Origin of the sequence: Streptomyces sp. NPDC088116, from assembly GCF_044741745.1 — a bacterium.
Lineage (GTDB): Bacteria > Actinomycetota > Actinomycetes > Streptomycetales > Streptomycetaceae > Streptomyces.
The window spans coordinates 874,856-898,493 of sequence record NZ_JBIUTF010000001.1 but is presented as its reverse complement, the minus strand read 5'-3'; the positions used below and the strand labels follow the sequence as shown (position 1 = coordinate 898,493).

Here is a 23,638-nt window from a genome sequence, read left to right as displayed (position 1 = left end):
CCGGTGGCCCAGGTACCCGCACCCGCACCCGCACCCGTACTCGCGTGAGCACCTTGATCGCACCCGCATCCGCACCCGCACTGTCCGGCACGACGCCCTCCTCCGGGGCGTCGTGCCGCGATCCCCCCTGCCCGGACGCCTCCAGAACGAGAGGTCCACCATGCTGTTCGCCGCCGACGCGCCACCGCAGACCCCACCCCACACGGGTGGTCTGCTGCTGCTCATCAACGGCACCGCCGGTCTGCTGACCGTCGCCGCCCTCGGAATCGCCCTGCTCCTCGTCCTGATCATCAAGGTCAGGCTCCAGCCCTTCGTGGCGCTGCTCGGCGTCTCCATAGCCGTCGGCCTCGCCGCCGGTCTGTCCGTCACCGAACTCTTCGGTACGGTCCAGAAATCCGCCGCCGTATCGATGATCGAATCGGGGATGGGCGGCATCCTCGGCCATGTCGCGATCATCATCGGGCTCGGTACGATGCTCGGCGCGATCCTCGAAGTGTCGGGCGGCGCCGAGGTGTTGAGCACCCGGCTGCTGAACCTCTTCGGTGAGAAACGCGCCCCGCTCGCCATGGGCGTCACCGGTGTCGTCTTCGGCATCCCGGTCTTCTTCGACGTCGGCATCTTCGTCCTCGCGCCGATCGTGTACGCGGCGGCCAAGCGCTCCGGAAAATCGATCCTGCTGTACGCGATGCCGCTGCTCGCCGGGCTCTCGATGACCCACGCGTTCCTGCCGCCGCACCCCGGCCCGGTCGCCGCCGCCGGTCTGTTCAAGGTGGACCTCGGCTGGGTCATCCTGATGGGCGTCGTCGTCGGTGTCCCGGCCGTCCTCGCCGCCTGGGGCTACGCCGCCTGGATCGGCAAGCGCCTCTTCGTGGACGTACCGCAGGACATGGTCGAGGCCGCCGAGGAGGCCAAGGCCGCCGTCGCCGCCGAGCAGAAGGCCTCGGGGGTCACGCCCAGGGAGACGCCGGTCGCGCTCGGCACGGTCCTCGCGATCATCGGCACCCCGCTGATCCTGATCCTCCTCGCGACCTTCTCGTCCATCGCCCTGGAGCCGTCGACGGGCCGCTCGGTCATCGAGTTCTTCGGCCACCCGTTCGTGGCGCTGACCATCGCGCTGGTGCTCGCGTACTACCTGCTGGGCATCCGCCGGGGCTGGTCGCGTCAGTCCCTGGAGACGGTCTCCACCGCCTCCCTCAAGCCGGTCGGCAACATCCTGCTGGTCGTCGGCGCGGGCGGGGTCTTCGGCGCGGTCCTCAAGGGCAGCGGTATCGCGGACGCCCTCGCGGACACCTTCAACGACGTCGGCCTGCCGGTCATCCTGCTGGCCTGGCTGATCTCGGTGGTGCTGCGGGTGGCGCAGGGTTCGGCGACGGTCGCGATCGTCACCACGGCGGGCATCGTCGTCCCGCTGGTCGAGGGCCAGGGGCTCTCGCAGGCCCATCTCGCCCTGATCATCATGGCGATCTCGGCGGGCTCGATCTTCGCCTCGCACGTCAACGACGGCGGCTTCTGGATGGTCGCGAAGTACTTCGGCATATCGGAGCGCGACACCCTGAAGTCCTGGACGGTGCTGGAGACGGTGCTGTCGGTCGCGGGCTTCGTGGTCGCGGCGCTGCTGAGCCTGGTGATCTAGGTCCTGTGTTCCCTCGTGTCCCACCTCTCCGGTGCTCTGCGAGTGCGTCGCGGCTCCCGCCGCGGCCGCCGTGTACCGGCAATGGCGCCCAGCCCGTACACGGCGGCCACGGAAGGAGCGTGAACCGGCCCCTCGGCCTCTCAGCGCGTCAACGCATCAGTGCGTCAGCGCGCGTCGGCCGTGGCGCCCGTGCGCGACGTGGTGGGCTCGGCGACCTTCGAGCGGACGGTCGTCTCGCCGTTCTTCGTCACACGAGTCGTCGTGAGCGCGCCGCAGTTCGAACCGTAGGTCCAGGTCTCCTGGCCGCCGATGCCGCCGGCCCAGTCGATGCACTGCCCCTGCCCGTACGAGTAGACCGGCCCCGCGTACGACCGGTACTCGCCGCCGTCGATCTGCTGGTCGCCGGTCTCGGGGACCCCGAGGTAGGAGAACATGTAGATGGGCGATCCGGTGGTCTTGCGGATCGTCACGACACAGTTCTCGCCGTTCGCCGAGTTGTACGTCAGATACACGGTGCCCTGAGTACCGATGTCCGCCGAGTTGACCACCTTGTACCCGGTCCCGCAGGCGCCGTTGTAGGCGACCTGAGCGGCCGGGGCGGCGGGCGCCGCGGCGGCGGGCTGTGCCAACGCGGTGGTGGTGGCCCCGAGGCCGAGCGCGGCGAACGCTGCCAGAACTGCCGCACGACGAGATCTCCGCATGATGTGCCCCCTGTAGCTTTGTGAGCTTCGTGGGTGCTTGTGCGACCCACCCGATGAGACCCGCGGATCACCGGCACAGTTGTACGGAAGCGCTCCCTCAACTTAGGGACCCGCCGACAACCCCCTTACGTACAGGGGACGTTGAGCGATGGCCGGGTATCCTCCGGCTCCTCTTCAACGCCCTCCCACCACCGAACCCTCACCGCAGGCCCTCTTGCGCGATCATCGTCCGCCAGCTTTGGTGACGTGAGTCACGTACCACACAGGTGGATGACGGAGACGAACGACGGAGACAAACGGGAGGCGACGATACGTATGGCAGGAACCACGGACACCGGCATGGATGAGGCCGTCTCCCGTCCGCGCAAGTCGAGTTGGACGTATGTCGGCCCCGGCATCGTCGTGGCGGCGACCGGCGTCGGCGCGGGCGATCTGGTCGCCACGCTCATCGCGGGCAGCAAGTTCGGCTACACCCTGATGTGGGCGGCGGTCATCGGCTGCGTCGTCAAGATCTCGCTCGCCGAGGCCACCGGCCGCTGGCACCTCGCCACCGGACGCACCCTCTTCGACGGCTGGCGCAGCCTCGGCCGCTGGACGACCGGCTATTTCGCGGTGTACGTCGTGATCTGGGGCTTCGTCTACGGCGCCACGGCCATGTCCTCCAGCGCGCTGCCGATCGTCGCGCTGTTCCCGGACGGACCGGGGCTCAAGACCTGGGCGGTCATCACCGGCCTGATCGGTCTGGTCTTCGTCTGGTTCAACCAGTACGCCGTCTTCGAGAAGGTCATGACGGTCCTGATCGGCGTGATGTTCGTCGTCGTCATGTACGTCGCGATACGCGTCGCCCCGGACTTCGGCGCCGCGTTCGCGGGGCTCGCCCCCGTACTGCCGGACGGCTCGCTGCTCTACACCCTCGGACTGATCGGCGGGGTGGGCGGCACGATCACGATGGCCGCGTACGGGTACTGGGTCAACGCCAAGGGCTGGACCAACTCCGGCTGGATGAAGGTGATGCGCCTCGACAACCGCGTCGCGTACATCACCACGGGCCTCTTCGTCGTCGCCATGCTGATCATCGGCGCCGAGCTGCTGCACTCCTCGCACATCGCCCTCACCCAGGGCGACCGGGGCCTGATCGACCTGGGCAGGATCCTGGAGGACCGGTTCGGCCCGACCACCGCGAAGCTGTTCCTGGTCGGCTTCTTCGCCACGTCGTTCTCGTCGCTGATCGGTGTCTGGCACGGCGTGAGCCTGATGTTCGCGGACTTCGTGGAGCGCATCCGCAAGGAGCGCGCGGGAGCCCCGGCGGACGGGAGCGGGGCCGACGGCGCGGTCGAGGAGGTCGCGTCCGGCGCCCGCGAGCGCTCGGTGCCGTTCCGCGCGTATCTGCTGTGGCTGACCTTCCCGCCGATCTCGCTGCTCTTCCTCGACGAGCCCTTCGGCCTGGTGGTCGTCTACGGCGTACTGGGCGCGTTCTTCATGCCGTTCCTGTCGCTGACGCTGGTGTGGCTGCTCAACTCGTCGCGTACGCCGAAGGAATGGCGCAACGGCATCCTGAGCAATGTGATGCTCACGGCGGCCGGGCTGCTGTTCATCGTGCTGTGCGTGCAGCAGGTCCGGGACATCCCCTGGTAGGAGAGGCCTCCGTTGGGCCGGGGTGCGGGCAGCGGACACACGGCAGCGCCGTCGGGTGGGGTTTCGACGGCGCTGCCGGTCCTGTGGGGGCTGGGGGAGAGACGCGATTACGGAAGGCCGTGGACGTGCGGTCCTACGGCGTTGGACCAGGCATTGCCCGCCGTCGCGTCCCAGTTGGTGGACCAGGTCATGGCGCCGCGCAGACCGGGGTAGGTCCTGGACGGTTTGAACGAGCCGCAGTTCGTGCCCCGCGTCAGACAGTCCAGGGCGGCGTTCACGACCGAGGGCGCGACGTAACCGCTGCCCGCGCCCCTGGCGGAGGCCGGTACGCCGATGCCGACCTGTGAGGGGGCGAGGCCGCCTTCGAGCTGGATGCAGGCGAGCGCGGTGAGGAAGTCGACCGAGCCCTGCGAGTAGACCTTGCCGTCGCAGCCGAGCATCGAACCGCTGTTGTAGTACTGCATGTTGACGGTCGTGAGGATGTCCTTCACGTTCAGAGCCGTCTTGAAGTACTCGCCCGCCGTGGACTGCATGTCGATGGTCTGCGGCGCCATGGTGAGGACGAATCCCGGGCCGGCCTTCGCCGCCAGCGACTTCAACGCCTCCGACATATAGGTGGAGTTGAGACCGTTCTCCAGGTCGATGTCGACGCCGTCGAAGCCGTACTCCGTCATCAGCGCGTACACCGAGTCGGCGAAGGCCGTCGCGGAGGCCTGGTCGTTGACGGAGACGGTGCCCAGCTCGCCGCCGATGGAGATGACGACCGACTTGCCGGCGGCCTTCTTCGCGGCCACATCGGCCTTGAACTGGTCGACGCTGTAACCGCCGAGGCCGGCCGAGTCGAGGTTGAAGGTGACCTGGCCCGGTGTGCCGGTGGCGTCCGCGAAGGCGACCGCGATGATGTCGTACTGGTCCTGGACGTCGCCGAGGGTCTGGACGGCCGCGCCGTTGTCGAAGTTCTGCCAGTAGCCGGTGACGGCGTGGGCGGGTACCGCATGGGCGGGTACGGCATGAGTGGATGCGGCGGCGGTTGTGGTGTCCTCGGCCGTGGGGGCCGTGGGGGCCGTGGGGGCCGTGACGGCGGTGGGGGTCGTCGAGCCGGTGCCGGGCGCGGCGGCGATGGCGGTGGGGATCGCGAGTCCGGCGACCGCGAGTCCGGCGACCGCGAGGACGCTTGCCGTCGCCAGGACGGATCCGAGGATGCGGGGACGTGCTTGGCGCAGCACTGCATGGCCTCCGTGGGGGGAGTGGGGGAGACCCCGTGGGGGGAGTCGTGGTGCGGAACGGTGGCCACCGATGGCATCCAAGGTGGTCCAGACCATTGCCCTTGTCAAGGGCTTCGGCAGCGGCGCCATTTGCCCGGTGCTGCCGGAGCCGGAGGAGCTACCGGGGTGTCGGACTCGGCCTCGGACTCGGCGCCTGGCCCGGCCCGAAGGTGATCACCAGGTCGGCGGCGGCCCGGCCGGGGGCGACCCGGCGGGCGTTGGCCTCGTCGGACTCCAGGACGAAGCGCTCGGCCTCCGCCGCCTCCTTGCCGAACCGCTCGTGCCGGGCGATCAGCCGGCGTACCCGTTCCTCGTCGGCCAACTCCAGCCACCAGCTCTCGTCCAGCAGCTTCCGGGCCTCGGCCCAGGGCCCGTCGTCTCTGTTGTCTCCGTCGCCCCTGTTGTCTCCGTCGCCCTTGGTGTCCCCGTCGGTCAGCAGCAGGTAGTTCCCCTCGGTGATCACCAGGGGCACTTCGGGCGGAACCAGGATGCTGCCCGCGATCGGCTGCTCCAGCTCCCGGTCGAACCCGGGCGCGTACACCGGTTCCCCGCGCCGTGCGGCGCGCAGACGGCGCAGCAACGCGGTGTACCCGTACGGGTCGAAGGTCTCCGGAGCGCCCTTGCGTCCCATCAGTCCGAGCCGCCGCAGCTCGGTGTCCGCCAGGTGGAAGCCGTCCATCGGCACCAGGACGGCCTGGCCGGGGCCGAGTTCACCGACCAGGTACTCGGCGAGCGTGGACTTTCCGGCGCCGGGAGGACCGGCGATTCCGAGCAGCCGACGGTCACCGGAGGCGGCCAGGCGCCGTGCGCGCTCGAGGAGTTGCCGGGGAGTCTGGGGAGTCATGGCAAGGCACTTTCGAGGGGGTCGAGGGAGTATGAGTTCGAGGCGACGGCGGGCTATTCGCACAAGGAATCGGAATCGGGGCGTACGGGCCCCGGTGACGCCCGATCCGGGGAGCCCGCGTGGACCCAAGTCGGGCGCAAAACCGAACAGTTGGGTGCGGAATTCCACTGAATCGAATATTCATTGAAACATGAGTGAACAGCTGACTGCTTCGTCCGAGTTTGGCGGTGTCTCCGGAGCGAGGGATGCCCTACCGGAATCTGATAGGTGTTCTCTCTGCCTTAAGTCGTGGATAAGGTGCTGAGGCAGATGCGCCGTGCAGGAGAGAACTGCGGCCGCCGGGCCGCCGGTGACCGGAGCCGAACGGGGAACCAGCGTGCCCACCGCGATTGCTGTCACCAGCCCTGATCTGGTGTTACCACCGACGGACCATCAGACGCCCACCGCGGCGCTGCTGCCCCCGCCCGACGTCCAGCCGCTGGACGCCGCCCTCGCCGACATGCAGGTCCTCGTGGAGCAGCACGGTTACGTCGTCGTCCTCTACCCGGCCTCCATCCCGGCGGCCCACGAACGGCGCCTGTACACGGTCCGTTCCCTCATGGAGAGCGATCGGATCGCCCTCCTCAGGCTCGACCTCCCGCCGCTCGGCGTCGCCGTCCTCGTGCGCCAGCTGCGGCAGTTGTCGATCTGCGACTTCAGCGCCGGGATCGTCGCCTCCGCCGCCCGGCTGCTCTCGCACTACATCTACGCGGGGGCGCTGCTCACCACCGTGACCAAGCTCGACCGGGTGCCGGTGAGCCTGAAGACCCACGCGAAATCCTGGGTGCCCGGTGCCCAGTTCGGCGTTGTCGCCACCCCCACACCCCAGTTGATCAAGATCGGTGCCGGTGAGCTGGCCGGACCCGATTTCGGTACGCAAATGATCGTCGGCAAGGGGCAGTGGCCGTCGGACTGGGTGACCGAGACGCTCGCGCCCGCGTGGCGCGTGCAGGGAATCCAGGAGACCGCTCTCCCCGCCGATTCGCCGCGCTGGTGGGGAACGCCGAAGATGATCGAGTTCTCCGCCTTTCTGCCGGATATCTCCATCCTTTACCAGCTGGTTTCCTCCGTCCGGCGGGAGAAGTGCTGCTGGTGCGGTATCGAACTGATAGGTGACCGTTGTGGTTTCTGCTCGGCGCCCCTCGCACCGCACGAGGCTCCCACCCGGGCGGCCGGTGCCCTGAGCCATGGAACGCCTATGCGGCATGGGACGTGACACACGGGCCGCCGACCGGTTCCGGCCGCTCCAGGTGACCGCGGCCCCGGTCGGCCCCGGCCCCGACCCATAGATCTCAACTCCCCGGACACGCGACTCCCCCTACGCTCCCCGTCACCGAACGAGGTTGTACCGCTCATGAATTCACGGCAGCGCCGCGGCGTCATACTCCTTCTTCTGTCGGCCCTCTGCGCCGTCGGCGCCTTCATCGGCGTCCTCTCGGTGATAAGCGACGTGAATTCGAAGGTCGGCCCCGAGGTGGCGGCGTACCGGCTGAAGGCGGATGTGGCGCCGTACACGGCGCTTCAGCCGAATCAGTTCGAGAAGATCGCCATGCCCGAGCGCTGGCTCTCCGAGAACGCCGTGACCGATCTTTCCGTCGTCGGCGGGAAGATCGCCATCACCCAGCTGAAAAAGGGTTCGCTGCTCCAGGACGACATGATTGTCCAACGGCCCGCACTCGCCGACGGCGAGCAGGAAATCGCGATCATGATCGACGCGGCGACCGGGGTCGCCGGAAAGATCCGGCCCGGCGCCCTGGTCAACATCTTCGCCACCTTCGCCGCCGAGAACGAGAGCGGCACGGCCCAGTCGCGGATCATCGTCTCCAACGCCAGGGTCATCGACGTCGGCACGCTCACCGCACTGGAACCCGGCGAGGGCGACAGGAGCCGCAGCGCGGCCAGGCAGGCCGTGCCGATCACCTTCGCGCTGAAGACGAAGGACGCCCAACGCGTCGCGTACGCCGAGTCCTTCGCCGAGCACGTACGACTCGCGCTCCTCGCCGACGGCAGCCCGACGACGCTGCGCCCGGGGGAGAACACCTACACCCTCGAAGGGGACAAGTGAGGGACGAATGAGCACCCGAATCCTCCCGGTCGTCGGCGACGCCGACGCCGCCCGGTCCATCACCACCCTGCTCAGCCAGCTCCCCGACGCGGAGCCGGCCGGGCCGGTCGGCGACTCGACCTCACTGATCGACACGCTGGCCCGGCTGGCCGCCGAGTCGATCGACGAGCTGCCCGAGGTGGTGCTGGTCCATGAACGGATCGGGCCGGTACCGGCACTTGAGCTGATTCGGGAAGTGGCCCTGCGCTTTCCCGCCGTCGGGGTCGTCCTGGTCACCACGGACGCGGGCCCCGGACTGTTCTCGGCGGCGATGGACGCCGGAGCCCGCGGCCTGGTCGGGCTGCCGCTCTCGTACGAGGAACTGACCCAGCGGGTCCAGGCGGCGGCAGGCTGGTCCGTGGGGGTGCGGCGCCATCTCGGCCAGAGCGGCGACGTGTTCACCGGCCCCGGCGGCACGGTCGTCACCGTCAGCGGCGCGAAGGGAGGCGTCGGCACGACCCTGACGGCGGTCCAACTGGCGCTGGCGGCAAGCGCGTCGGGCATGACCGTCGGGCTCGCCGACCTGGATCTCCAGTCCGGGGACGTGGCCTCGTACCTCGACGTGCAGTTCCGCCGGTCGATCGTGGACCTCGCGTCCATCCAGGACATATCACCCCGCGTGCTCCAGGACGCGCTCTTCACCCACCAGAGCGGGCTCGGGCTGCTGCTGGCACCGGGCGAGGGGGAGCGGGGCGAGGAGATGGACGAACGGGCCGTACGGCAGATCGTCAGCGCGCTCCGCAACCGCTACGAGGTCGTCGTCATCGACTGCGGTACGCAGATGAACAGCGCGAACGCCGCCGCGATCGAGATGGCCGACACCACCCTGCTGCTGACGACACCCGATGTGGTGTCGGTCCGGGCGGCCAAACGCATGGTGCGGCTGTGGGACCGGCTCCAGATCCGCAAGGCGGAGGAAACGGTGACGGTCGTCAACCGCCATTCACGGCACACGGAGATCCAGCCGCCGATCATCGAACGGATCACCGGCACCCGGGTCTCACGCGTGACGATCCCGGCCAACTTCAAGGAATTGCAGTCCGTGGTGGACGCCGGCCGGATGCAGGACCTGGAGCCGAAGTCCACCGTAAAACAGGCCATATGGGGGCTGGCGGGAGAACTGGGGCTGGTGAAGGCGGCCGCAGGTGGGGAGAGAACAGGGAAGTTCCGGGGGGACCGCGGCTCGGTCGGGGTCCGGCGCGGGCGGTCGAGGTCGCGGGACCAGAGACCGGGCTGACGAGGCGAGGGGGCGCATTGAGCCATGAGCGATCTGGGAACGGACGCACGGTACGGAGACCGAGAGGGAGGGGGAGAGGGCGGGACGGCGGGCGGCCTACGGACGCGGGCCGGGGGGCTTTGGGCGCGGCGGTGGCGGGCCCGGCTGCGTGACGACCGGGGCCAGGTCGCCGTCGAGTTCACCGGGATGCTCCCGGTCATCCTGGCCACGGCGGTCCTGCTCTGGCAGGCCACGCTGATCGGCTACACCTTCTCACTCGCGGGCAACGCGGCGGACGAGGCCGTACGGGCGGCGGCGGTGGCGGACGGCGACCGGAACGCGGCCTGCGCGCAGGCCGCCGGGGAACACCTTCCCGGCTCCTGGAGCCTCGGTGACGTCAGCTGCCCGGCGGACGGCGACCTGGTCAACGCGGACATCGGGATCAATGTCCCGCTGCTCTTCCCGGGCTTCGACATCCCGGTCGACATCACCGCTCACGCCTCCGCGGTGAAGGAGAGCGACTGATGAGGAAGCACGCACCGCGGGGCGGACAGCGGGGTCAGGTCGCCCTCGAATACATCGGCATGATCACGCTGCTTCTCGTCGTCGCCCTGGCCGCGATCCAGCTCGGGCTGGTCGCGTACGCCGTGCAGCAGGCGGGCACGGCGTCGCGGGCCGCCGCCCGTACCGCTTCGTACAACGAGACCAGCATGGACGCGCAGGCGGCGGGCCAGGCCGCGATGAGTTCCTGGCTGTCGGGCGCGGCGGACATCTCCGTATCCACCGCGGGGGACGAGGTCAGGGCCACCGCGACGGTGCCGGTCCCGCGCATTCTGCCCCTCTTCCAGTTCGATCCCGCGAGGAGGAGCGCCACCATGCCCCTCGACTGACCGTGCCCGCCGGAGCACCAGTCTCCGGCAGCTCTTCAGCACATCAGTACGTCAGCACCTCAGCACACGAGCAGAATCTGGGAGTTGAGCACATGAGCCTGCGGGCGCGCATCAACAGCCCCGAGCCGACGAACGGGCACAGCGAGGAGAGTCTCCTCGTCGGGGTCTACCGCGCCAAGCTCCTGGAGGAGATCGACCTCGCGGAGATGTCCGCGCTCGTCGCGGCCGAGCGCAGGGCCCGTCTGGAGCGGGTCCTGAGCCACATCATCAGCAGGGAGGGCCCGGTCCTCTCCACCGTCGAACGCTCCCATCTGATCCGCCGGGTCGTCGACGAAGCCCTGGGGCTGGGGATCCTGGAACCCCTCCTCGAAGACGCCTCCATCAGCGAGATCATGGTGAACGGCGCGGACCAGGTCTTCGTCGAGCGCGGCGGGCGGCTGGAGATGCTGCCGATGCGGTTCACCTCCAACGAGCAGCTGATGCAGACCATCGAGCGCATCGTCTCCACCGTCAACCGCCGTGTGGACGAGGCGAATCCGATGGTCGACGCCCGCCTCCCCTCGGGGGAGCGGGTCAACGTCATCATTCCGCCGCTCTCCCTGACCGGCCCGATCCTCACCATCCGGCGATTCCCGCGTGCCTTCACCCTCCAGGAGATGATCGGCCTCGGCTCGCTGGACGAGCAGATGATGGTCCTGCTGTCCGGCCTGGTGCGCGCGAAGTTCAATGTGATCGTCTCCGGGGCCACCGGCACCGGGAAGACCACTCTGCTCAACTCCCTCTCCGGGCTGATCCCCGACGGCGAGCGCATCGTCACCATCGAGGACTCCGCCGAGCTCCAGCTCCAGCAGTCCCATGTGATCACGCTGGAGAGCCGTCCCGCGAACGTCGAGGGCAAGGGCCAGGTCACCATCCGCGACCTCGTACGCAACTCCCTGCGCATGCGCCCCGACCGCATCATCGTCGGCGAGGTCCGCGGCGGCGAGACGCTCGACATGCTCCAGGCGATGTCCACCGGTCACGACGGCTCGCTCGCCACCGTCCACGCCAACAGCGCCGAGGACGCGCTGATGCGACTCCAGACCCTGGCCTCCATGTCGGAGGTCGAGATCCCGTTCGTGGCGATCAAGGACCAGATCAACAGCGCGGTCGATGTGATCGTCCAGCTCACCCGGCACGCCGACGGCTCCCGCCGGATCACCGAGATCGCGATCGTCGACTCGCACGGACGCGAGGAGTACCGGATCGTCTCCGTCTGCCGCTATCTCGCCCAGCCGATGGCGGCCGACGGGCGGATCTACGGGAAGTTCGAGTACTACCCGCTGCCACGCAGGATCGCCGACCGCCTCTACCTGAAGAGCGAACCCGTTCCTCCGGCCTTCGGGGTCGCCCGCTCGGAGGAGGAGCTGGACGTACGAAAATCGGCGGCCTGAGCGGCCGCACACCCTCCCCGACAGTCCCCAGCGCCCCTGTCCCCGTCCATCGAGAAGGTCCCGGCACGACATGGATAATCTTCCGCTCCTGACGATCGGCGTCACACTGCTCACCTGTGTGCTCGCCGTCATCGGCGTGCACGTCTACTCGGCGGGCAGGGCCCAAGGACAGGTGCTCTTCGAGCGCATGTCCCAGACGGGACAGGTGACGACGCCGACCGGCCGTCGCCGGCGTTTCGCCGGTGTCGACCGCAGACTGCGCACCACGTCCCTGGGCAAGCGCGTCGATCGCAAGATCGCGGTCACCGGCCTCGACCTGACGACCGGCGAGTACGTGGTGTACGTGGTGGCCGGACTGCTCGGGCTGTACTTCGCCGTCGGCGCGATCTTCGCCCCGTTCTTCGGCGTGCTGGCGGCGCTGATCGGCGTATGGGGCGGCAACGCCTTCCTCAACTGGCAGCGGGTGAAGCGTACAGAGGCGTTTATCAGCCAACTGCCGGAACTCACCCGCGTACTCGCCAACGCCACCCAGGCCGGACTCGCGATGCGTACGGCACTGGCGATGGCGGCCGAGGAACTGGACAACCCGGCGGGCGAGGAACTGCGCCGGGTCGCCGACCAGCTCGCCGTCGGTCACTCCCTGGACGACGCGCTGGGCGAGCTGGCGGACCGGCTGCCCTCGCGCGAACTGGTCGTCCTGGTCACCACATTGGTGCTCTCCAGCCGGGCCGGCGGCCAGGTCGTCAGCTCCCTGCGCAACCTCACGGAGACGCTGGAGGAACGCAAGGAGACCCGCCGCGAGGTCACGACGATGCTCTCCCAGGTCAAGGTCACCGCGCTGGCGGTGCCGCTGCTCGGCCTCGGCTTCCTGCTGATGATCAACGGGATGGCGCCGGGAGCGCTCGACACGATGACAGGTTCGGTGCTCGGCCAGATCGCGGTCGTCGTGGCCTTCGGCATGTACGGCGTCGGCTTCTTCCTGATCCGGCGCATGTCCCGGGTCCAGGTCTGAGAGGGGAGGGGAAGAGACATGGTGGCTCTGCTGCTCGCGACCGTGCTGGGGCTGGCCGTCTACGGCGCGTTCCACGGCGTACGCCTCATGCGCGCCGACGCCGAACTGCCCGGTGACCTCGCCGTCGCCCTGGAGGTCGGCGCCACCCGCACCACCGCCGTGGGATCCGGCATCGACCGGCTCGGCATGCGGTACGCCCCGTCCGTACTGCGCATGATGGGCCCCAAACGGGTCGACGCGCTGCGCCGTCGGCTCGACATGGCGGGCAACCCCGGCGGTATCACCGTCGACCGTTACGCCGCCCGCCGCGCGGTCTACGGAATCCTGGGGGTGCTGGCCGCGCTCTCCCTGCTGATGCGCGGCCAGCCGGTCATCGCGCTCCTCGCCCTGGCGTACGGCATGGTGTGGACCGACGTCATCATCCGCTCGGCCATCCGCAAGCGGAAGGAGGACATCGAGCGCACGCTCCCCGACTTCCTCGATGTGCTCGCCGTCGTCGTCTCCGCGGGCCTCGGCTTCCGGCAGGCGCTGGAGCGCGTCGCGGACAAGTACCAGGGGCCCTGGTCCGACGAACTCCGCATCACCCTGCGGCAGATGGACATGGGACTCGGCCGGCGCGAGGCGTTCGACCAACTGCGCAAACGCAACGCGTCCGACCAGGTGTCGATGTTCGTCACCGCGCTCCAGCAGGGGGAGGAGCTGGGCGCGCCCATCGTCGACACGCTGATACAGATCGCCAACGACATGCGCCGTACCGACGCCCAGAACGCCCGGCGCAGGGCCGCGCAGGCCGTCCCGAAGACCACGCTCGTGGTCACGATGGTGATGCTCCCGGCCACCATGCTGCTGATCGTCCTCAGCTTCTACTACGGCTCGGGGGTCGACTTCGGCGAGATCCTCGGAGGCTGACGCGACGCACCCGACCCGCTGATCATCCGACCGGCCAAGTGAACGGCCAAGGCCCGGAAAACGCGAACCGCATACCAGAACGGGAGGTGACCCCCACCATGGCCCAGAGGAACGCCGCACTCTCCGGCGGTGTGAGCGACGACTTCTCTCGTACGGCGAAAGGCGCCGCTCCGAAGCATGTGCCGCCCCTGGCGATCCAGGTCAACGCTCTCCAGGCGCTGTGCCGCCAGGTGTTCGCCTTCAGGCTGGCCATGATCGCCCTCGCCGCGCCCTTCGCCCTGGACCGGACGGCGTCGGGCCTCGCGATCTGGCTGGTCGGCTCGGCCGTCCTGGTCACCTTCATGGTGTCGTACGTCCTGCTGCGGGACTGGGAGCGCTTCGGCCCCTTCCTGCTGCGCCACCCCGTACTGCTCGCCGCCGACATGTTCTTCGGCGCGCTGCTCCTGACGACGGCGTCCCCGGACTCGACGCTCGCGTACGTCACCATCTGCACCCCGCTGCTGGCGGGGCTGGTGTACGGCTGGCGGGGCGCGGCGCTGTTCGCCATACTCCAGTCGCTGATCGTCGCGGGCGCGTACGCCGTCAACAGCGAGATCGAGGTGGCGTTCAACGCGCTGCTCCTGCCGGGACTGTGTGTCATCGCGGGCGCGATCGGCAGTACCCTGCGCAATTTGATGCTGGGCTTCGGCACCGCCAGCCAGGCGTTGACGGAGGTCCGCGCGCAGCTCGCGGTGAACCGCGCCGTCGAGCAGGAACGCGCCCGCCTCGCCCGCGAGATGCACGACTCGGTGGCCAAGACGCTGCACGGCCTGGCCATGGCGGCGGACGGCCTGGCGAGCACGGCGGACCGGATGGACCCCCTGGTCGTCAAGCACCAGGCGGAACTGGTGGCACGCTCGGCACGGCGCGCGGCCGCCGAGTCGCGGGAACTGCTCTCGGACCTGCGCCGCGAGTCGGGGCTGGACAACGGTGTCGACATGCTGGCCGAACTGCGTTCCCGTACGGCGGACTTCGCCCGTCGCCAGGGCGTGAGGGCGACCTTCCGGCGGCTCGGCGACGCCTCCGTCCCGCCGATTCCCCACGCCGTGGCCCGGCATGCCCTGACGATCGCGACCGAGGCCATGGAGAACGCGCGGCGCCACGCGCACCCGACGTTCGTGAACGTGTCGGCCGGGGCGGTGGGCGATGTGCTGTGCGTCAGCGTGTACGACGACGGGCAGGGCCTGCCACCGGGCACGACCCTCGAGAACCTGCGACAGGCGGGCCACTTCGGGCTGGTCGGGATGGTCGAGCGGGCCGCGTCCATCGGAGCCCGTATCCGCATCGGCAGGGGCCGGGCGGCGAAAGGCACGGAGGTGCGTCTGGAACTGCCGCTCACCGCTCTGCGACCGCCGCCGCCCGCACCGCTCACCCAGCCCGCGGAGCCCGGACCGCAGGAGCGGCGGCCCCGTCGCCGCGCACCGATAACGCGATGACGACACGACACCTCGCACCGACACCGTCCCCGACAGCTTCACTTCGAGAGGAGGCCGCAGCCATGCCGGAGAAGATCTCCAGCGATTGTGGACACCAGGAGTCCCAGGAGTCCTATGGACCCCGGGAGTCGCACGCATCGCAGCACACGTCTTCACATGCCGCATCGGTCAGCTCGGGAGTCCCCCCTGGAGTTCCCCCTGGATTTCCCCCGGGAGTTCGTCCGGGAGTCCCCTCGGGAGTTTCTTCGGGAGTTTCTTCGGGAGTTCCCTCGGGAAGTCCCGCCGGAGCCCCCACCTCCGTGCCGCCTTCGGCACCTGACGAGTTCCCCGCCTTCCCCCTCCCCGAGGCGCAGCCGCCCGCACCGCCGATGCGCGTCGTGGTCGCCGACGACAACCCGGTGGTCCGCGCCGGCCTCACCGTCCTGCTCTCCGGGCGGGACGACATAGAGGTCGTCGCGGAGGCGTCGGACGGCCGCCAGGCGTACGAACAGGCCGTACGGCACCGACCGGACGTCATCCTGCTGGACGTCCGGATGCCGGGGGTCGACGGGATCTCCGCCCTGCCGCACCTGGTGGGTCTGGCGCCGGTTCTGATGATGACGTACAGCAGGGAGACCGAGATCGTCCACGAGGCGCTGAGGCTGGGAGCGGGCGGCTATCTCGTCCACGGCGAGTTCACGGCCGGCCAACTGGTCCTCGCGGTACGGGACATCAAGCAGGGCCGGGCTCACTTCACCCACTCCGCTTCCAACGCGCTGCTGGCGACGGTAAGGGGAGGCGGTGGCTTGGGCGGTGGCGGCACGGTCGACGTCCCGCAGGACGGTACGGGGCCGCTGCCGCAAGGCCTGGGCACGGCGTTCACGGGCCACGGCTACCTGCCCGGCGTACCACAGCAAACATCTGCACCTGCACACACAGGTTTCCCGAACCGGTCAGCAGGAAGTCCCACAAGAGACGTGCAGGTAAGGGTAGTTGAGTCAACATCACCCGTGCGTCGATTCCCTCAAAACCCTTCGCTTTCGCAAGTCGATGTGGGACATTCTCCTCAGAGTCGGCAGCAGTCCGGAGCTCCCGCGGCACCGTACGCGGAGCTGAGTCAGCGGGAGGTGGAGATCATGGACCTGATCGCGTCGGGAATGACCAATCAGCAGATCGCCGCGGCCTGCTTCATCAGCCAGAAGACCGTCAAGAACCACATCAACCGCATCTTCGCCAAACTGAACACAGGCAGCCGCGGCGAGGCGATAGCCCTGTGGCACGGCATCGCACGAGGGGGGTCGACGGGCCATGGCTGACCACGCGCGCGATCTCCGGCCCCCCGGGGGCACTCCTGTCACCGGGACGGCGGCGCCGACCACGGGAGCCCCGGGGGCCGCTCAGGCACCAGGGGTACGGGCCCACTCCCGGCGCTGGGCCCGGAGTTGGGCCCTGAGACCCATGTCGAAGGACGCCTTACCGGCGTACGTTTCTCATGTCGCCAGCGAGACCGGCCAGGAGGAAGCCGGAAGCGTGAACGACATCAGGGACGCGTACGAGCCGGCCGGCAAGGGGCCGGCCGGCACCGGAGGGGAACACCATGTCGAACAGCACGCTGAAGGCCGCCACCAGCGCCAAGCTCTACGTCGGCTCCTGGGTGAACACCGCGGTCACGGCGATGAAGCGCCACGGCGACAAGGGCCAGGGCGCCGTCGAGTACGTGGGCGTGATCGTTCTGGTGGCCCTGATCATCGTGGCCATCGTCGGCACGGGTGTGGCGGACGACATCGCCAATGGTCTTTCGGACAAGGTCAGCGAGATTCTGGACGCCGGCTGATCACGCATCCTTCTTCTCACGCCTCTCGCGAGGCAGGGCAGGCCGCCCCCATCTACATCACGATGGTGGCGGGCCTGCTCTTTCTCGCGCTCGCGTTCTTCGCGGTCGGCCAGGCCGGTGCCTCGCGCAACGGAACCCAGGCCGCGGCGGACGCCGCGGCCCTGGCGGCGGCTCAGGAGTCGCGGGACCAGTTCCGTGGTGAACTCCTGGACAACCTGCTGACCCCCGGATATCTGGACGACATCTTCAACGGCGATCCGCTGGGTACCACCCACGGTTGCGTGGTCGCGGCCCGCTTCGCCCATGGGAACAAGGCCGATCTGGACGGAGCCGGCGGATGCCGCGCACTGTCCGACAGATGGGGCTTCGCGGTCAGTGTCGTCAGCCAGAAGCCGATGGGCGACAGCATCCTGTCGGGCACCAAGAACGAGCGTGCGACGGCTGAGGCCACCGCCGTCGTCGAGCCCCGGTGCGGCTTCGAGCCCGCCGAGGACGAGACGAAGCCGTCGGAAGAGCCGCCCGACCCGGCCCCGGACGACAGCGCCGCACCTGACGACCCGGCCGAAACCGACCCGGACGATACCGCGCAGGCGTCACCGGGCTCACTCGTCTGTGATGGCACCAAATGGAGTATCGACCCGGGGCACCTTGAGCTTCTCCCGGACATGGCCGATCTATTCTCCGTCCGACTGGCCCAGGACTGACCGGACTGACCGCGAGCGAACGCAAAGGAACCGTATTCATGAGTCTGTGGCATGGGGCGAAGGCCCGTAGAGCGGCAGGGGCCGCCCTCGCTGTGGTGGCGCTGAGCGCCTCCTTGACAGCCTGCGGGGGAGACGACGGCGGAGGCAAGGAGAAGGGCGCCGACTCGTCGTCCTCCGCCCCCGCCGACGAGAAGCCCAAGGAAGAGGGTGGCGAGGGCACCACGGTGCCGGACACCAGCAGGACTCTGGCAACCATCAACGGCAGCAGTGGGTTCCAGTTCGTCATCCATACCGCCACACGCGACGAGGGCGGTTTCCTCACGGTGACGGGGACCGTCAAGAACACCGGGAACAGCAGCCAGTCGGTGCCGATCCAGTGGAACGGGTCGGAGACGCAGGTGAGGCGGACCGGTCGCTCCTTGGCGGGAATGACGCTGGTGGACAAGGCGGACAAGAAGCGTTACTACGTCCTGCGGGACACCGACGGCTACCCGCTGACCACGACAGGCATCAGTCGTATCGACGCCGGGGCCGGCGAAACCTTCTTCGCCCAGTTCCCGGCTCCGCCCGAGTCGACGGCCCAGGTCGACCTCCAGCTTCCGATGATGCCCTCCGCGACGATTGAGATCTCCTGATGCGTGCCACGACGCCCGGCGCGCGCAGGGCATCCAGTAGCCCCGCGGTGACGGTTCTCGCCGCGGCCGTGCTGTTCACCGGCATGCAGTTCAGCATGGCGGCCGGCGCCCACGCCGACGAGAGCCCGAGTACACCCCCCGGCACCGAATCGACCTCGCCGCCGCCCCAGGTGGACGGCAACGCGCCCGGCCTCAAGCTCAGGGGCGGGGCCACGCTCGCCCCGGCGAAGGTGCTCGACATCATCTCGGTCATCGAGTCCGAGGGCGGTGAGGAGCGTCGCGAGGACACCAACGAGAACGTGAAGTTCGCGCTCCAGGCCGAAGTCCTCTTCGGCAAGGACAGCGCCAAGCTGTCCCCGGAAGCCAACTCCCGTATCGCCGCCATCGCCAACGAGATCAGGAAGCAGAGCACGGCCAAGGTCCGTGTCTTCGGATTCACGGACGACCTCGGCTCGGCCGCGCACGGGGACAAGCTCTCCAAGGAACGCGCGGAAGCCGTGCACGGAGTTCTGGACAAGGAGCTGGCCTCTGCCGGGATCACGTACGAAATCCGTGGCTACGGCGAGGACTACCCGATCGCGGACAACAGCAACGAGGAGGGCCGCAAGAAGAACCGTCGCGTGGAGGTCTCCTTCCCGCGCGGTGAGAGCGGCGGTTCGCAGAACTGACGCGTCGTACGAGCGCGGGCCCGGCCCGCCGCGAAAGGGGCGCGGGCCGGGCGGACCTCAGCGGCGCCCGGCCCCGGGCCCGACCGCCGACCACCGCAGGCAACGGACAGGCCCCGGACAGGCCACGGACCGTCGAGCGCAGGCCACGGACCAGCCACGGACCGGCGAGCCCGATCCTGCCTCATGGAGCCGTAACCGCCCATGGATACAGTGCGCGGTACATCCGGCGGGAACCGTGAGGCCGTACATTCGCGTGAGCCCATGAGGCCGGGCACTTTCAGCAGTTGATTTACGCAGAGCACAGCAGATCGGGGGACGGGTACTGATGGGTACTGAGAACGAGGACGGGGTGTTCCGGGCGCTGGAGGCCGGCGATCCGCCGACCATCGCCGGTTACCGCATCAGCGCCAGGCTGGGCGAAGGCGGTATGGGCAAGGTCTACCTCTCGTACACGCCCGGCGGCCGGCCCGTGGCGATCAAGGTCATCCGTCCTGACTTCGCCGGCGATCCGGAATTCCGCCGGCGCTTCAAGCTGGAAGTACGGGCCGCTGAGCGCGTGCAGGGCCTCTTCACCGCTCCGGTCATCGACAGCGACACCGACGGGCCCAGCCCCTGGCTCGCCACCGCCTACGTACCCGGCCCGTCGGTGCACGCGGCGGTCGTCGAGCACGGTCCGCTGCCGGTGTCGGCGGTTCTCCTCATGGTCGCCGGGATCGCCGAGGCGCTCCAGGTCATCCACAGCGCGGGCATCGTGCACCGGGATCTCAAGCCCTCGAACGTCCTGCTCGCCGTGGACGGACCGCGCGTCATCGACTTCGGTATCGCCCGTGCGACCGACGCCACGTCACTCACCGGCAGCGGCGTCACGATCGGCACTCCCGCGTTCATGTCCCCGGAGCAGGCCTCGGGGACGAGCTGCACCGCGGCCTCGGACATCTTCGCGCTCGGCCAGGTGGCCGCCTTCGCCGGCATCGGGAACCCGGCCTTCGGCGAGGGCGCCTCCCACGCGGTGCTGTACCGAATCGTCCACGAGGCGCCGAATCTCACCGGCCTCCCGGCGGAACTGCGCGAGCTCGTCGAACGCTGCCTGGCCAAGGATCCCGACGGGCGGCCGTCCCTGACCGAGATCATCGACATGTGCCGTGAGGCCTCGCCCGGGACTCAACTGCGCCGCTCCGACGACTGGTTGCCGACCCCCGTCAACGACGACATCGACCGCCGGGAGGCGGCCCCGGCCCCGCCGCACACCCCGCCCCCGGCGACGGAGCCGTCCGCCGCGCGTCCCGCCGGATCGCCCGCGCCGCCCGTCGGGCCGCCCACTCCGCCCGTTCCGACGCAGCTCGACGCCGCGCACCTGCATGCCGCACCGACTGTCCTGGGCGACGGGCAGCGGCAGGGGCCAAGGCCCGGCGCGTACCCGTCCACGCCGCCCCCGCCTTCGCCGCACACCCCGGCGCCACACACTCCGGCGCCGTACTCCCCGGCGCCGTACTCCCCGGGAACTCACGCGCCGGGAACTCACGCGCCGGCGGCCTACCCGGGCGCCGCCTACCAGCCAAGGCCCTATCAGCCGGGGCCCGGCGCACCGCAGACCGCGCCTTTCCAGCCGGGGAAGAGCCGGGGAGGGCTCATCGTGGCGCTGGTTCTGGCCGGGGTGATGGTCCTCGCCGGAGCCCTGTACCTGAAGGGCAACGCGCAGAACACGGGGGAGGACGACAAGGCGTCGAGCGGAGGATCCACGGCGTCCGGCGCACCGGCCGGCGGCGAGAGTCCCGCGGCCGATCCGAAGCCGTTCACGGTCACCTCCGTCAACCTCACGAGTGGCTATTACGTGATGCTCAACGACGACAAGCTCCGCCCGGTCAAGGGCGACGTCAACTACGCGGGCGATTTCGGGTACCGGATGGCCGCACTCCTCGATCCTTCGGTCGTGGCGACCGGACAGACGGACAACACCATGACACTGGTGGACCAGGGCAAGAAGGGATCGCTCGCGTCGTGCCGGGACGACACCCGCTTCGTCAGGTCGCTGGAGACCGACAAGCTCGGCAAGGGCTCACAGATCTGTCTCCAGACCGCGTCGGGACACATCGGACTCGTCACGCTGCGAGCGTTCGGACCGTGGACCGAGTCGAGCGCGGCCGATGGGGGAGGGAGCCAGTACGTGACGGTGGACATCACGGTCTGGCGCAACGCGGGCCAGTCGTCATCGTCGTGATGCCCCGAGCGCCCCGAGTCGTCTGCTGACACCGTCACTTGGGCCCTGGGGCCCAAGACAGGCGGGACGCGCGCGCCTAGCCTCGTCGGTATGTCGCCACTGGGGGTAGTGCGTCGGGTTTGTCGTCATGTGCGCAGGGCTGTGCCGCGGACGGATGTCCGGTTGCTGGGGTTGCGCAGAGCGCAGCGTGGCCAGTCCGCCATCGAGTACGTCGGCGTCGTGGCCGTGGTCGCCGCGATCGTCGGCGCCCTCGTGGTGACGGGGGTGGGTCCGACCCTCGCCGAGGGGCTGCGCACCCAGGTGTGCCGGATCACCGGCGGCAGCGACTGCGGCGGCGGCAACGGCAACGCCGATGCCGGTGACACCGAAGACGCCGAGGCACCCGCCCCCGCTTCCGACGACGGCAGTACGGGCGGCAGTACGGGCGGCAGTACGGGAGGAACAGAAGGCGCGGAGGAGTCCCAGCCCCGGATCGACTACGAGGCCGCCCTCAAAGAGCTCCAGGACGCCCAGGCCGCGGAGAAGTCCGACTCCGGCAAGGCCGAGGAGGCCGCGCGGGAACTGGCCAGGATCCTGGCCGACGAGCTGGGGATCACCGACGCCCTGGACTGCGTCACCAAGGGCGACATGGGTGCCTGCACCGAGACGCTCATCAATGTACTGCTCGGTCTCGTCGGTGGCGCCGTCGGCAAGCTCGCCGCGAAATACGGGGCGCCATGGAAATGGAAGAAAGCCGTCGAGCTGGTCAAAGCGCTGAAGAAACACGGCGGCGACCTGTACGACGGACTCACGGGTCTGGTCAAGAACCGTAAGCGGGTAGGCGAGGCCGAGGAAAGACTCGCCGAGGCGAAACGGAAACTCGACGCCGACACCAGAGGCAGACCCAAGGACGGCGACAAGGACGGCGACAAAGGCGACGGCAAGAACAAACCGGCCAACTGCCCCGTCCGCCACAGTTTCCCGCCCGGCACTCCGGTGCTTCTCGCCGACGGCAGGCGCATCGCCATCGACCGTATCCCCGTCGGTACGCGTGTCATGGCCACCGACCCGGCGACGGGTGTGACACGGGCCCGTCCGGTCGAACGGGTCATCACCACCCACGACGACAAGGACTTCACCCGGCTCTCGGTTCTGGGAAGCGGCGGCGTGCCGGCCCGGCTCACCGCCACGGACACGCACCCGTTCTGGCTGAGCGACCAGCACCGTTGGGCGGACGCCGGCGAGATCCTCCCCGGTGCCGAGCTGCGCACACCGTCCGGCGCCACGCTGACGGTGACCGACACCTCCCGCCACACGCTGCGGACCACCACGTACGACCTCACCGTCGCTGACATCCACACGTATTACGTCGGTATCGGCTCCGCCGGGGCGCTCGTCCACAACAACGACTGCGAAATGTCGCCCGAGGACATCGAGGCGGCCAGGAAGCCGACGGTGGGCGAGGGCGACGCGAAGAAGTTCAAGGATCATTTCCTGCGTCACAAGAAGCTCATCGAGGACGCCTTGGGCACGAAATACAAGAAGCTGAAGGAGGACGGTCCGAGGTTCCGGGAAGACATCGCCAAGGCTGTCGAGGACGGCACATTCGAACTGGTCGGCAAGGGCACTTTGAAGAAGGGCGAGCCGGAAGGGCTGATCTATCGTGGCAAGGGCGTGACGATCGTTCTGAGGGAGAACGGCGACTTCTGGACGGCGCTCAAGAGCGGCGAAGGACTCGACACCTCGATCGAGATCACCAAAAAGCTCCCGAAGAAGAAGTAGACGAAACTCGGCGGACAACGCGGAAGGCGAGACGATCCCGGACGTGGAAGAGGTAACCGTATTGAGCAGCCAGTGGCGGACGGTCGAAGAAGCCCTCCGTGAGCACCACGTCCGCGACGTCCTCGTCCCGGGCTGGATCGACAGGGACGGCGACGTGCCCGAGTTCCGGCCCCAGCCGATGGCCGTATGGCTGCGGCTGGACGACGGGCTGCTGAGGTTCGAGTCCATCGGCCAGTCCGACCGGCTGGGCTCCGCCCGGGTGCGAGCCGTGGACTGGGACGACATCGAGTTGCTGGCCGACGCCGAGGACGAAGTGATCGTCGCCTCGTACGGCGAACAGCTCTTCGGCGACGGCAGGGACAAGCTGCGCTGCACGCGGATCCGCGCCTATCCGGCCGGGGAAGGCGAACGCAGGTGCCTGGCCCTGGACTTCGAGGGAGGTCACACCCTCTTCCTCGACCCCACCTGGACTTTCGGCATCCGGATCGGCAACGAGGTCCAGGAGAAGCACTGGGTGGAACAGTACGGGGAGGGCGCCGGGGACGGAGCGGTCCCGGCCGAGATCACGAACCTGCGCGGCGGCCGAGGCGGCGTCTGAGGCACGGCCTCGATACGGAGCCGGAGCCGGTGACAGCGGGCGGGAAGTTGGGTCCGTGGGCCCATGCGTGTTGGCGAAGGCCGCG

General features: G+C 69.0%; 22 protein-coding genes. 19 read left to right on the top strand and 3 right to left on the bottom strand.

Translation table 11 applies throughout. The features are described from left to right. Positions 1 to 160 precede the first annotated feature (160 nt). On the top strand, positions 161 to 1,633 hold the full coding sequence (locus ACIOJD_RS03890; protein WP_401908944.1) for a GntP family permease: 1,473 nt from the start codon (positions 161 to 163) through the stop codon (positions 1,631 to 1,633). Between the two features lie 164 nt (positions 1,634 to 1,797). On the opposite strand, the gene ACIOJD_RS03885 is transcribed toward ACIOJD_RS03890, so the two are convergent. Next, positions 1,798 to 2,334 (bottom strand): spore-associated protein A, encoded by a 537-nt coding sequence (locus ACIOJD_RS03885; protein WP_401908051.1) that lies wholly within the window; start codon positions 2,332 to 2,334, stop codon positions 1,798 to 1,800. Positions 2,335 to 2,649: 315 nt separating this feature from the next. Here ACIOJD_RS03885 and ACIOJD_RS03880 point away from each other — a divergent pair, with 315 nt between their 5' ends. After that, positions 2,650 to 3,969: an Nramp family divalent metal transporter gene (locus ACIOJD_RS03880; RefSeq protein WP_401908050.1), complete on the top strand. Its 1,320-nt coding sequence runs from the start codon at positions 2,650 to 2,652 to the stop codon at positions 3,967 to 3,969. A gap of 107 nt (positions 3,970 to 4,076) precedes the next feature. On the opposite strand, the gene ACIOJD_RS03875 is transcribed toward ACIOJD_RS03880, so the two are convergent. Together ACIOJD_RS03875 and ACIOJD_RS03870 are read right to left on the bottom strand one after the other, a co-directional pair. Then, a complete protein-coding gene (locus ACIOJD_RS03875; protein WP_401908942.1) occupies positions 4,077 to 5,102 on the bottom strand; it encodes a chitinase in 1,026 nt (341 codons plus the stop codon). A gap of 250 nt (positions 5,103 to 5,352) precedes the next feature. Further along, the gene (locus tag ACIOJD_RS03870) at positions 5,353 to 6,078 is read right to left on the bottom strand and encodes a nucleoside/nucleotide kinase family protein (protein ID WP_401908049.1); all 726 of its coding nucleotides are present in this window, start codon (positions 6,076 to 6,078) and stop codon (positions 5,353 to 5,355) included. A 376-nt stretch (positions 6,079 to 6,454) separates the two neighbouring features. Here ACIOJD_RS03870 and ACIOJD_RS03865 point away from each other — a divergent pair, with 376 nt between their 5' ends. From ACIOJD_RS03865 to ACIOJD_RS03785, 17 genes are all read left to right on the top strand, one after another. Next, the gene (locus ACIOJD_RS03865; RefSeq protein WP_401908048.1) at positions 6,455 to 7,333 is read left to right on the top strand and encodes a hypothetical protein; all 879 of its coding nucleotides are present in this window, start codon (positions 6,455 to 6,457) and stop codon (positions 7,331 to 7,333) included. A 138-nt stretch (positions 7,334 to 7,471) separates the two neighbouring features. Then, positions 7,472 to 8,182, top strand: coding sequence for a Flp pilus assembly protein CpaB (gene cpaB, locus ACIOJD_RS03860; RefSeq protein WP_401908047.1), 711 nt, complete (start codon positions 7,472 to 7,474; stop codon positions 8,180 to 8,182). A 7-nt stretch (positions 8,183 to 8,189) separates the two neighbouring features. Next, positions 8,190 to 9,458, top strand: coding sequence for a CpaE family protein (locus tag ACIOJD_RS03855; RefSeq protein WP_401908046.1), 1,269 nt, complete (start codon positions 8,190 to 8,192; stop codon positions 9,456 to 9,458). A 24-nt stretch (positions 9,459 to 9,482) separates the two neighbouring features. Next, on the top strand, positions 9,483 to 9,962 hold the full coding sequence (locus tag ACIOJD_RS03850) for a TadE/TadG family type IV pilus assembly protein (protein ID WP_401908045.1): 480 nt from the start codon (positions 9,483 to 9,485) through the stop codon (positions 9,960 to 9,962). Next, on the top strand, positions 9,962 to 10,327 hold the full coding sequence (locus ACIOJD_RS03845; RefSeq protein ID WP_401908044.1) for a TadE/TadG family type IV pilus assembly protein: 366 nt from the start codon (positions 9,962 to 9,964) through the stop codon (positions 10,325 to 10,327). The genes ACIOJD_RS03850 and ACIOJD_RS03845 overlap by 1 nt, the downstream gene beginning before the upstream one ends. A gap of 92 nt (positions 10,328 to 10,419) precedes the next feature. Beyond that, positions 10,420 to 11,760, top strand: coding sequence for a CpaF family protein (locus ACIOJD_RS03840; protein WP_401908043.1), 1,341 nt, complete (start codon positions 10,420 to 10,422; stop codon positions 11,758 to 11,760). A 70-nt stretch (positions 11,761 to 11,830) separates the two neighbouring features. After that, complete coding sequence (locus tag ACIOJD_RS03835; RefSeq protein ID WP_401908042.1) at positions 11,831 to 12,772, top strand: type II secretion system F family protein; 942 nt, start codon at positions 11,831 to 11,833, stop codon at positions 12,770 to 12,772. A 21-nt stretch (positions 12,773 to 12,793) separates the two neighbouring features. After that, positions 12,794 to 13,681, top strand: a complete 888-nt coding sequence (locus tag ACIOJD_RS03830; protein WP_401908939.1) for a DUF5936 domain-containing protein — start codon at positions 12,794 to 12,796, stop codon at positions 13,679 to 13,681. Positions 13,682 to 13,779: 98 nt separating this feature from the next. After that, complete coding sequence (locus ACIOJD_RS03825; protein ID WP_401908041.1) at positions 13,780 to 15,156, top strand: sensor histidine kinase; 1,377 nt, start codon at positions 13,780 to 13,782, stop codon at positions 15,154 to 15,156. Between the two features lie 62 nt (positions 15,157 to 15,218). Further along, the gene (locus tag ACIOJD_RS03820) at positions 15,219 to 16,451 is read left to right on the top strand and encodes a response regulator (RefSeq protein WP_401908040.1); all 1,233 of its coding nucleotides are present in this window, start codon (positions 15,219 to 15,221) and stop codon (positions 16,449 to 16,451) included. 281 nt (positions 16,452 to 16,732) lie between these two features. Continuing rightward, entirely contained in the window at positions 16,733 to 16,969 is a 237-nt protein-coding gene (locus ACIOJD_RS03815; RefSeq protein ID WP_401908936.1) for a hypothetical protein, read from the top strand. Beyond that, positions 16,966 to 17,673 (top strand): pilus assembly protein TadG-related protein, encoded by a 708-nt coding sequence (locus ACIOJD_RS03810; protein WP_401908934.1) that lies wholly within the window; start codon positions 16,966 to 16,968, stop codon positions 17,671 to 17,673. The genes ACIOJD_RS03815 and ACIOJD_RS03810 overlap by 4 nt, the downstream gene beginning before the upstream one ends. A gap of 113 nt (positions 17,674 to 17,786) precedes the next feature. Then, the gene (locus tag ACIOJD_RS03805) at positions 17,787 to 18,308 is read left to right on the top strand and encodes a hypothetical protein (RefSeq protein WP_401908039.1); all 522 of its coding nucleotides are present in this window, start codon (positions 17,787 to 17,789) and stop codon (positions 18,306 to 18,308) included. Beyond that, a complete protein-coding gene (locus ACIOJD_RS03800) occupies positions 18,308 to 18,976 on the top strand; it encodes an OmpA family protein (protein WP_401908038.1) in 669 nt (222 codons plus the stop codon). The genes ACIOJD_RS03805 and ACIOJD_RS03800 overlap by 1 nt, the downstream gene beginning before the upstream one ends. 325 nt (positions 18,977 to 19,301) lie before the next feature. Continuing rightward, positions 19,302 to 21,194, top strand: a complete 1,893-nt coding sequence (locus ACIOJD_RS03795; protein ID WP_401908037.1) for a serine/threonine-protein kinase — start codon at positions 19,302 to 19,304, stop codon at positions 21,192 to 21,194. Positions 21,195 to 21,365: 171 nt separating this feature from the next. Beyond that, positions 21,366 to 22,955 (top strand): polymorphic toxin-type HINT domain-containing protein, encoded by a 1,590-nt coding sequence (locus ACIOJD_RS03790; RefSeq protein WP_401908036.1) that lies wholly within the window; start codon positions 21,366 to 21,368, stop codon positions 22,953 to 22,955. Positions 22,956 to 22,998: 43 nt separating this feature from the next. After that, entirely contained in the window at positions 22,999 to 23,553 is a 555-nt protein-coding gene (locus tag ACIOJD_RS03785; protein WP_401908035.1) for a hypothetical protein, read from the top strand. Positions 23,554 to 23,638: the final 85 nt, after the last annotated feature.

Excerpts from the sequence above, each read along its gene's own strand:
- ACIOJD_RS03820 (WP_401908040.1), top strand. The coding sequence starts at position 15,219 with ATGCCGGAGAAGATCTCCAGCGATTGTGGACACCAGGAGTCCCAGGAG.
- ACIOJD_RS03890 (WP_401908944.1), top strand. The coding sequence starts at position 161 with ATGCTGTTCGCCGCCGACGCGCCACCGCAGACCCCACCCCACACGGGT.
- ACIOJD_RS03840 (WP_401908043.1), top strand. The coding sequence starts at position 10,420 with ATGAGCCTGCGGGCGCGCATCAACAGCCCCGAGCCGACGAACGGGCAC.
- ACIOJD_RS03855 (WP_401908046.1), top strand. The coding sequence starts at position 8,190 with ATGAGCACCCGAATCCTCCCGGTCGTCGGCGACGCCGACGCCGCCCGG.
- ACIOJD_RS03825 (WP_401908041.1), top strand. The coding sequence starts at position 13,780 with ATGGCCCAGAGGAACGCCGCACTCTCCGGCGGTGTGAGCGACGACTTC.
- ACIOJD_RS03815 (WP_401908936.1), top strand. The coding sequence starts at position 16,733 with ATGTCGAACAGCACGCTGAAGGCCGCCACCAGCGCCAAGCTCTACGTC.
- ACIOJD_RS03850 (WP_401908045.1), top strand. The coding sequence starts at position 9,483 with ATGAGCGATCTGGGAACGGACGCACGGTACGGAGACCGAGAGGGAGGG.
- ACIOJD_RS03845 (WP_401908044.1), top strand. The coding sequence starts at position 9,962 with ATGAGGAAGCACGCACCGCGGGGCGGACAGCGGGGTCAGGTCGCCCTC.
- ACIOJD_RS03885 (WP_401908051.1), bottom strand. The coding sequence starts at position 2,334 with ATGCGGAGATCTCGTCGTGCGGCAGTTCTGGCAGCGTTCGCCGCGCTC.
- ACIOJD_RS03800 (WP_401908038.1), top strand. The coding sequence starts at position 18,308 with ATGCGTGCCACGACGCCCGGCGCGCGCAGGGCATCCAGTAGCCCCGCG.
- ACIOJD_RS03795 (WP_401908037.1), top strand. The coding sequence starts at position 19,302 with ATGGGTACTGAGAACGAGGACGGGGTGTTCCGGGCGCTGGAGGCCGGC.
- ACIOJD_RS03870 (WP_401908049.1), bottom strand. The coding sequence starts at position 6,078 with ATGACTCCCCAGACTCCCCGGCAACTCCTCGAGCGCGCACGGCGCCTG.
- ACIOJD_RS03835 (WP_401908042.1), top strand. The coding sequence starts at position 11,831 with ATGGATAATCTTCCGCTCCTGACGATCGGCGTCACACTGCTCACCTGT.
- ACIOJD_RS03880 (WP_401908050.1), top strand. The coding sequence starts at position 2,650 with ATGGCAGGAACCACGGACACCGGCATGGATGAGGCCGTCTCCCGTCCG.
- cpaB (WP_401908047.1), top strand. The coding sequence starts at position 7,472 with ATGAATTCACGGCAGCGCCGCGGCGTCATACTCCTTCTTCTGTCGGCC.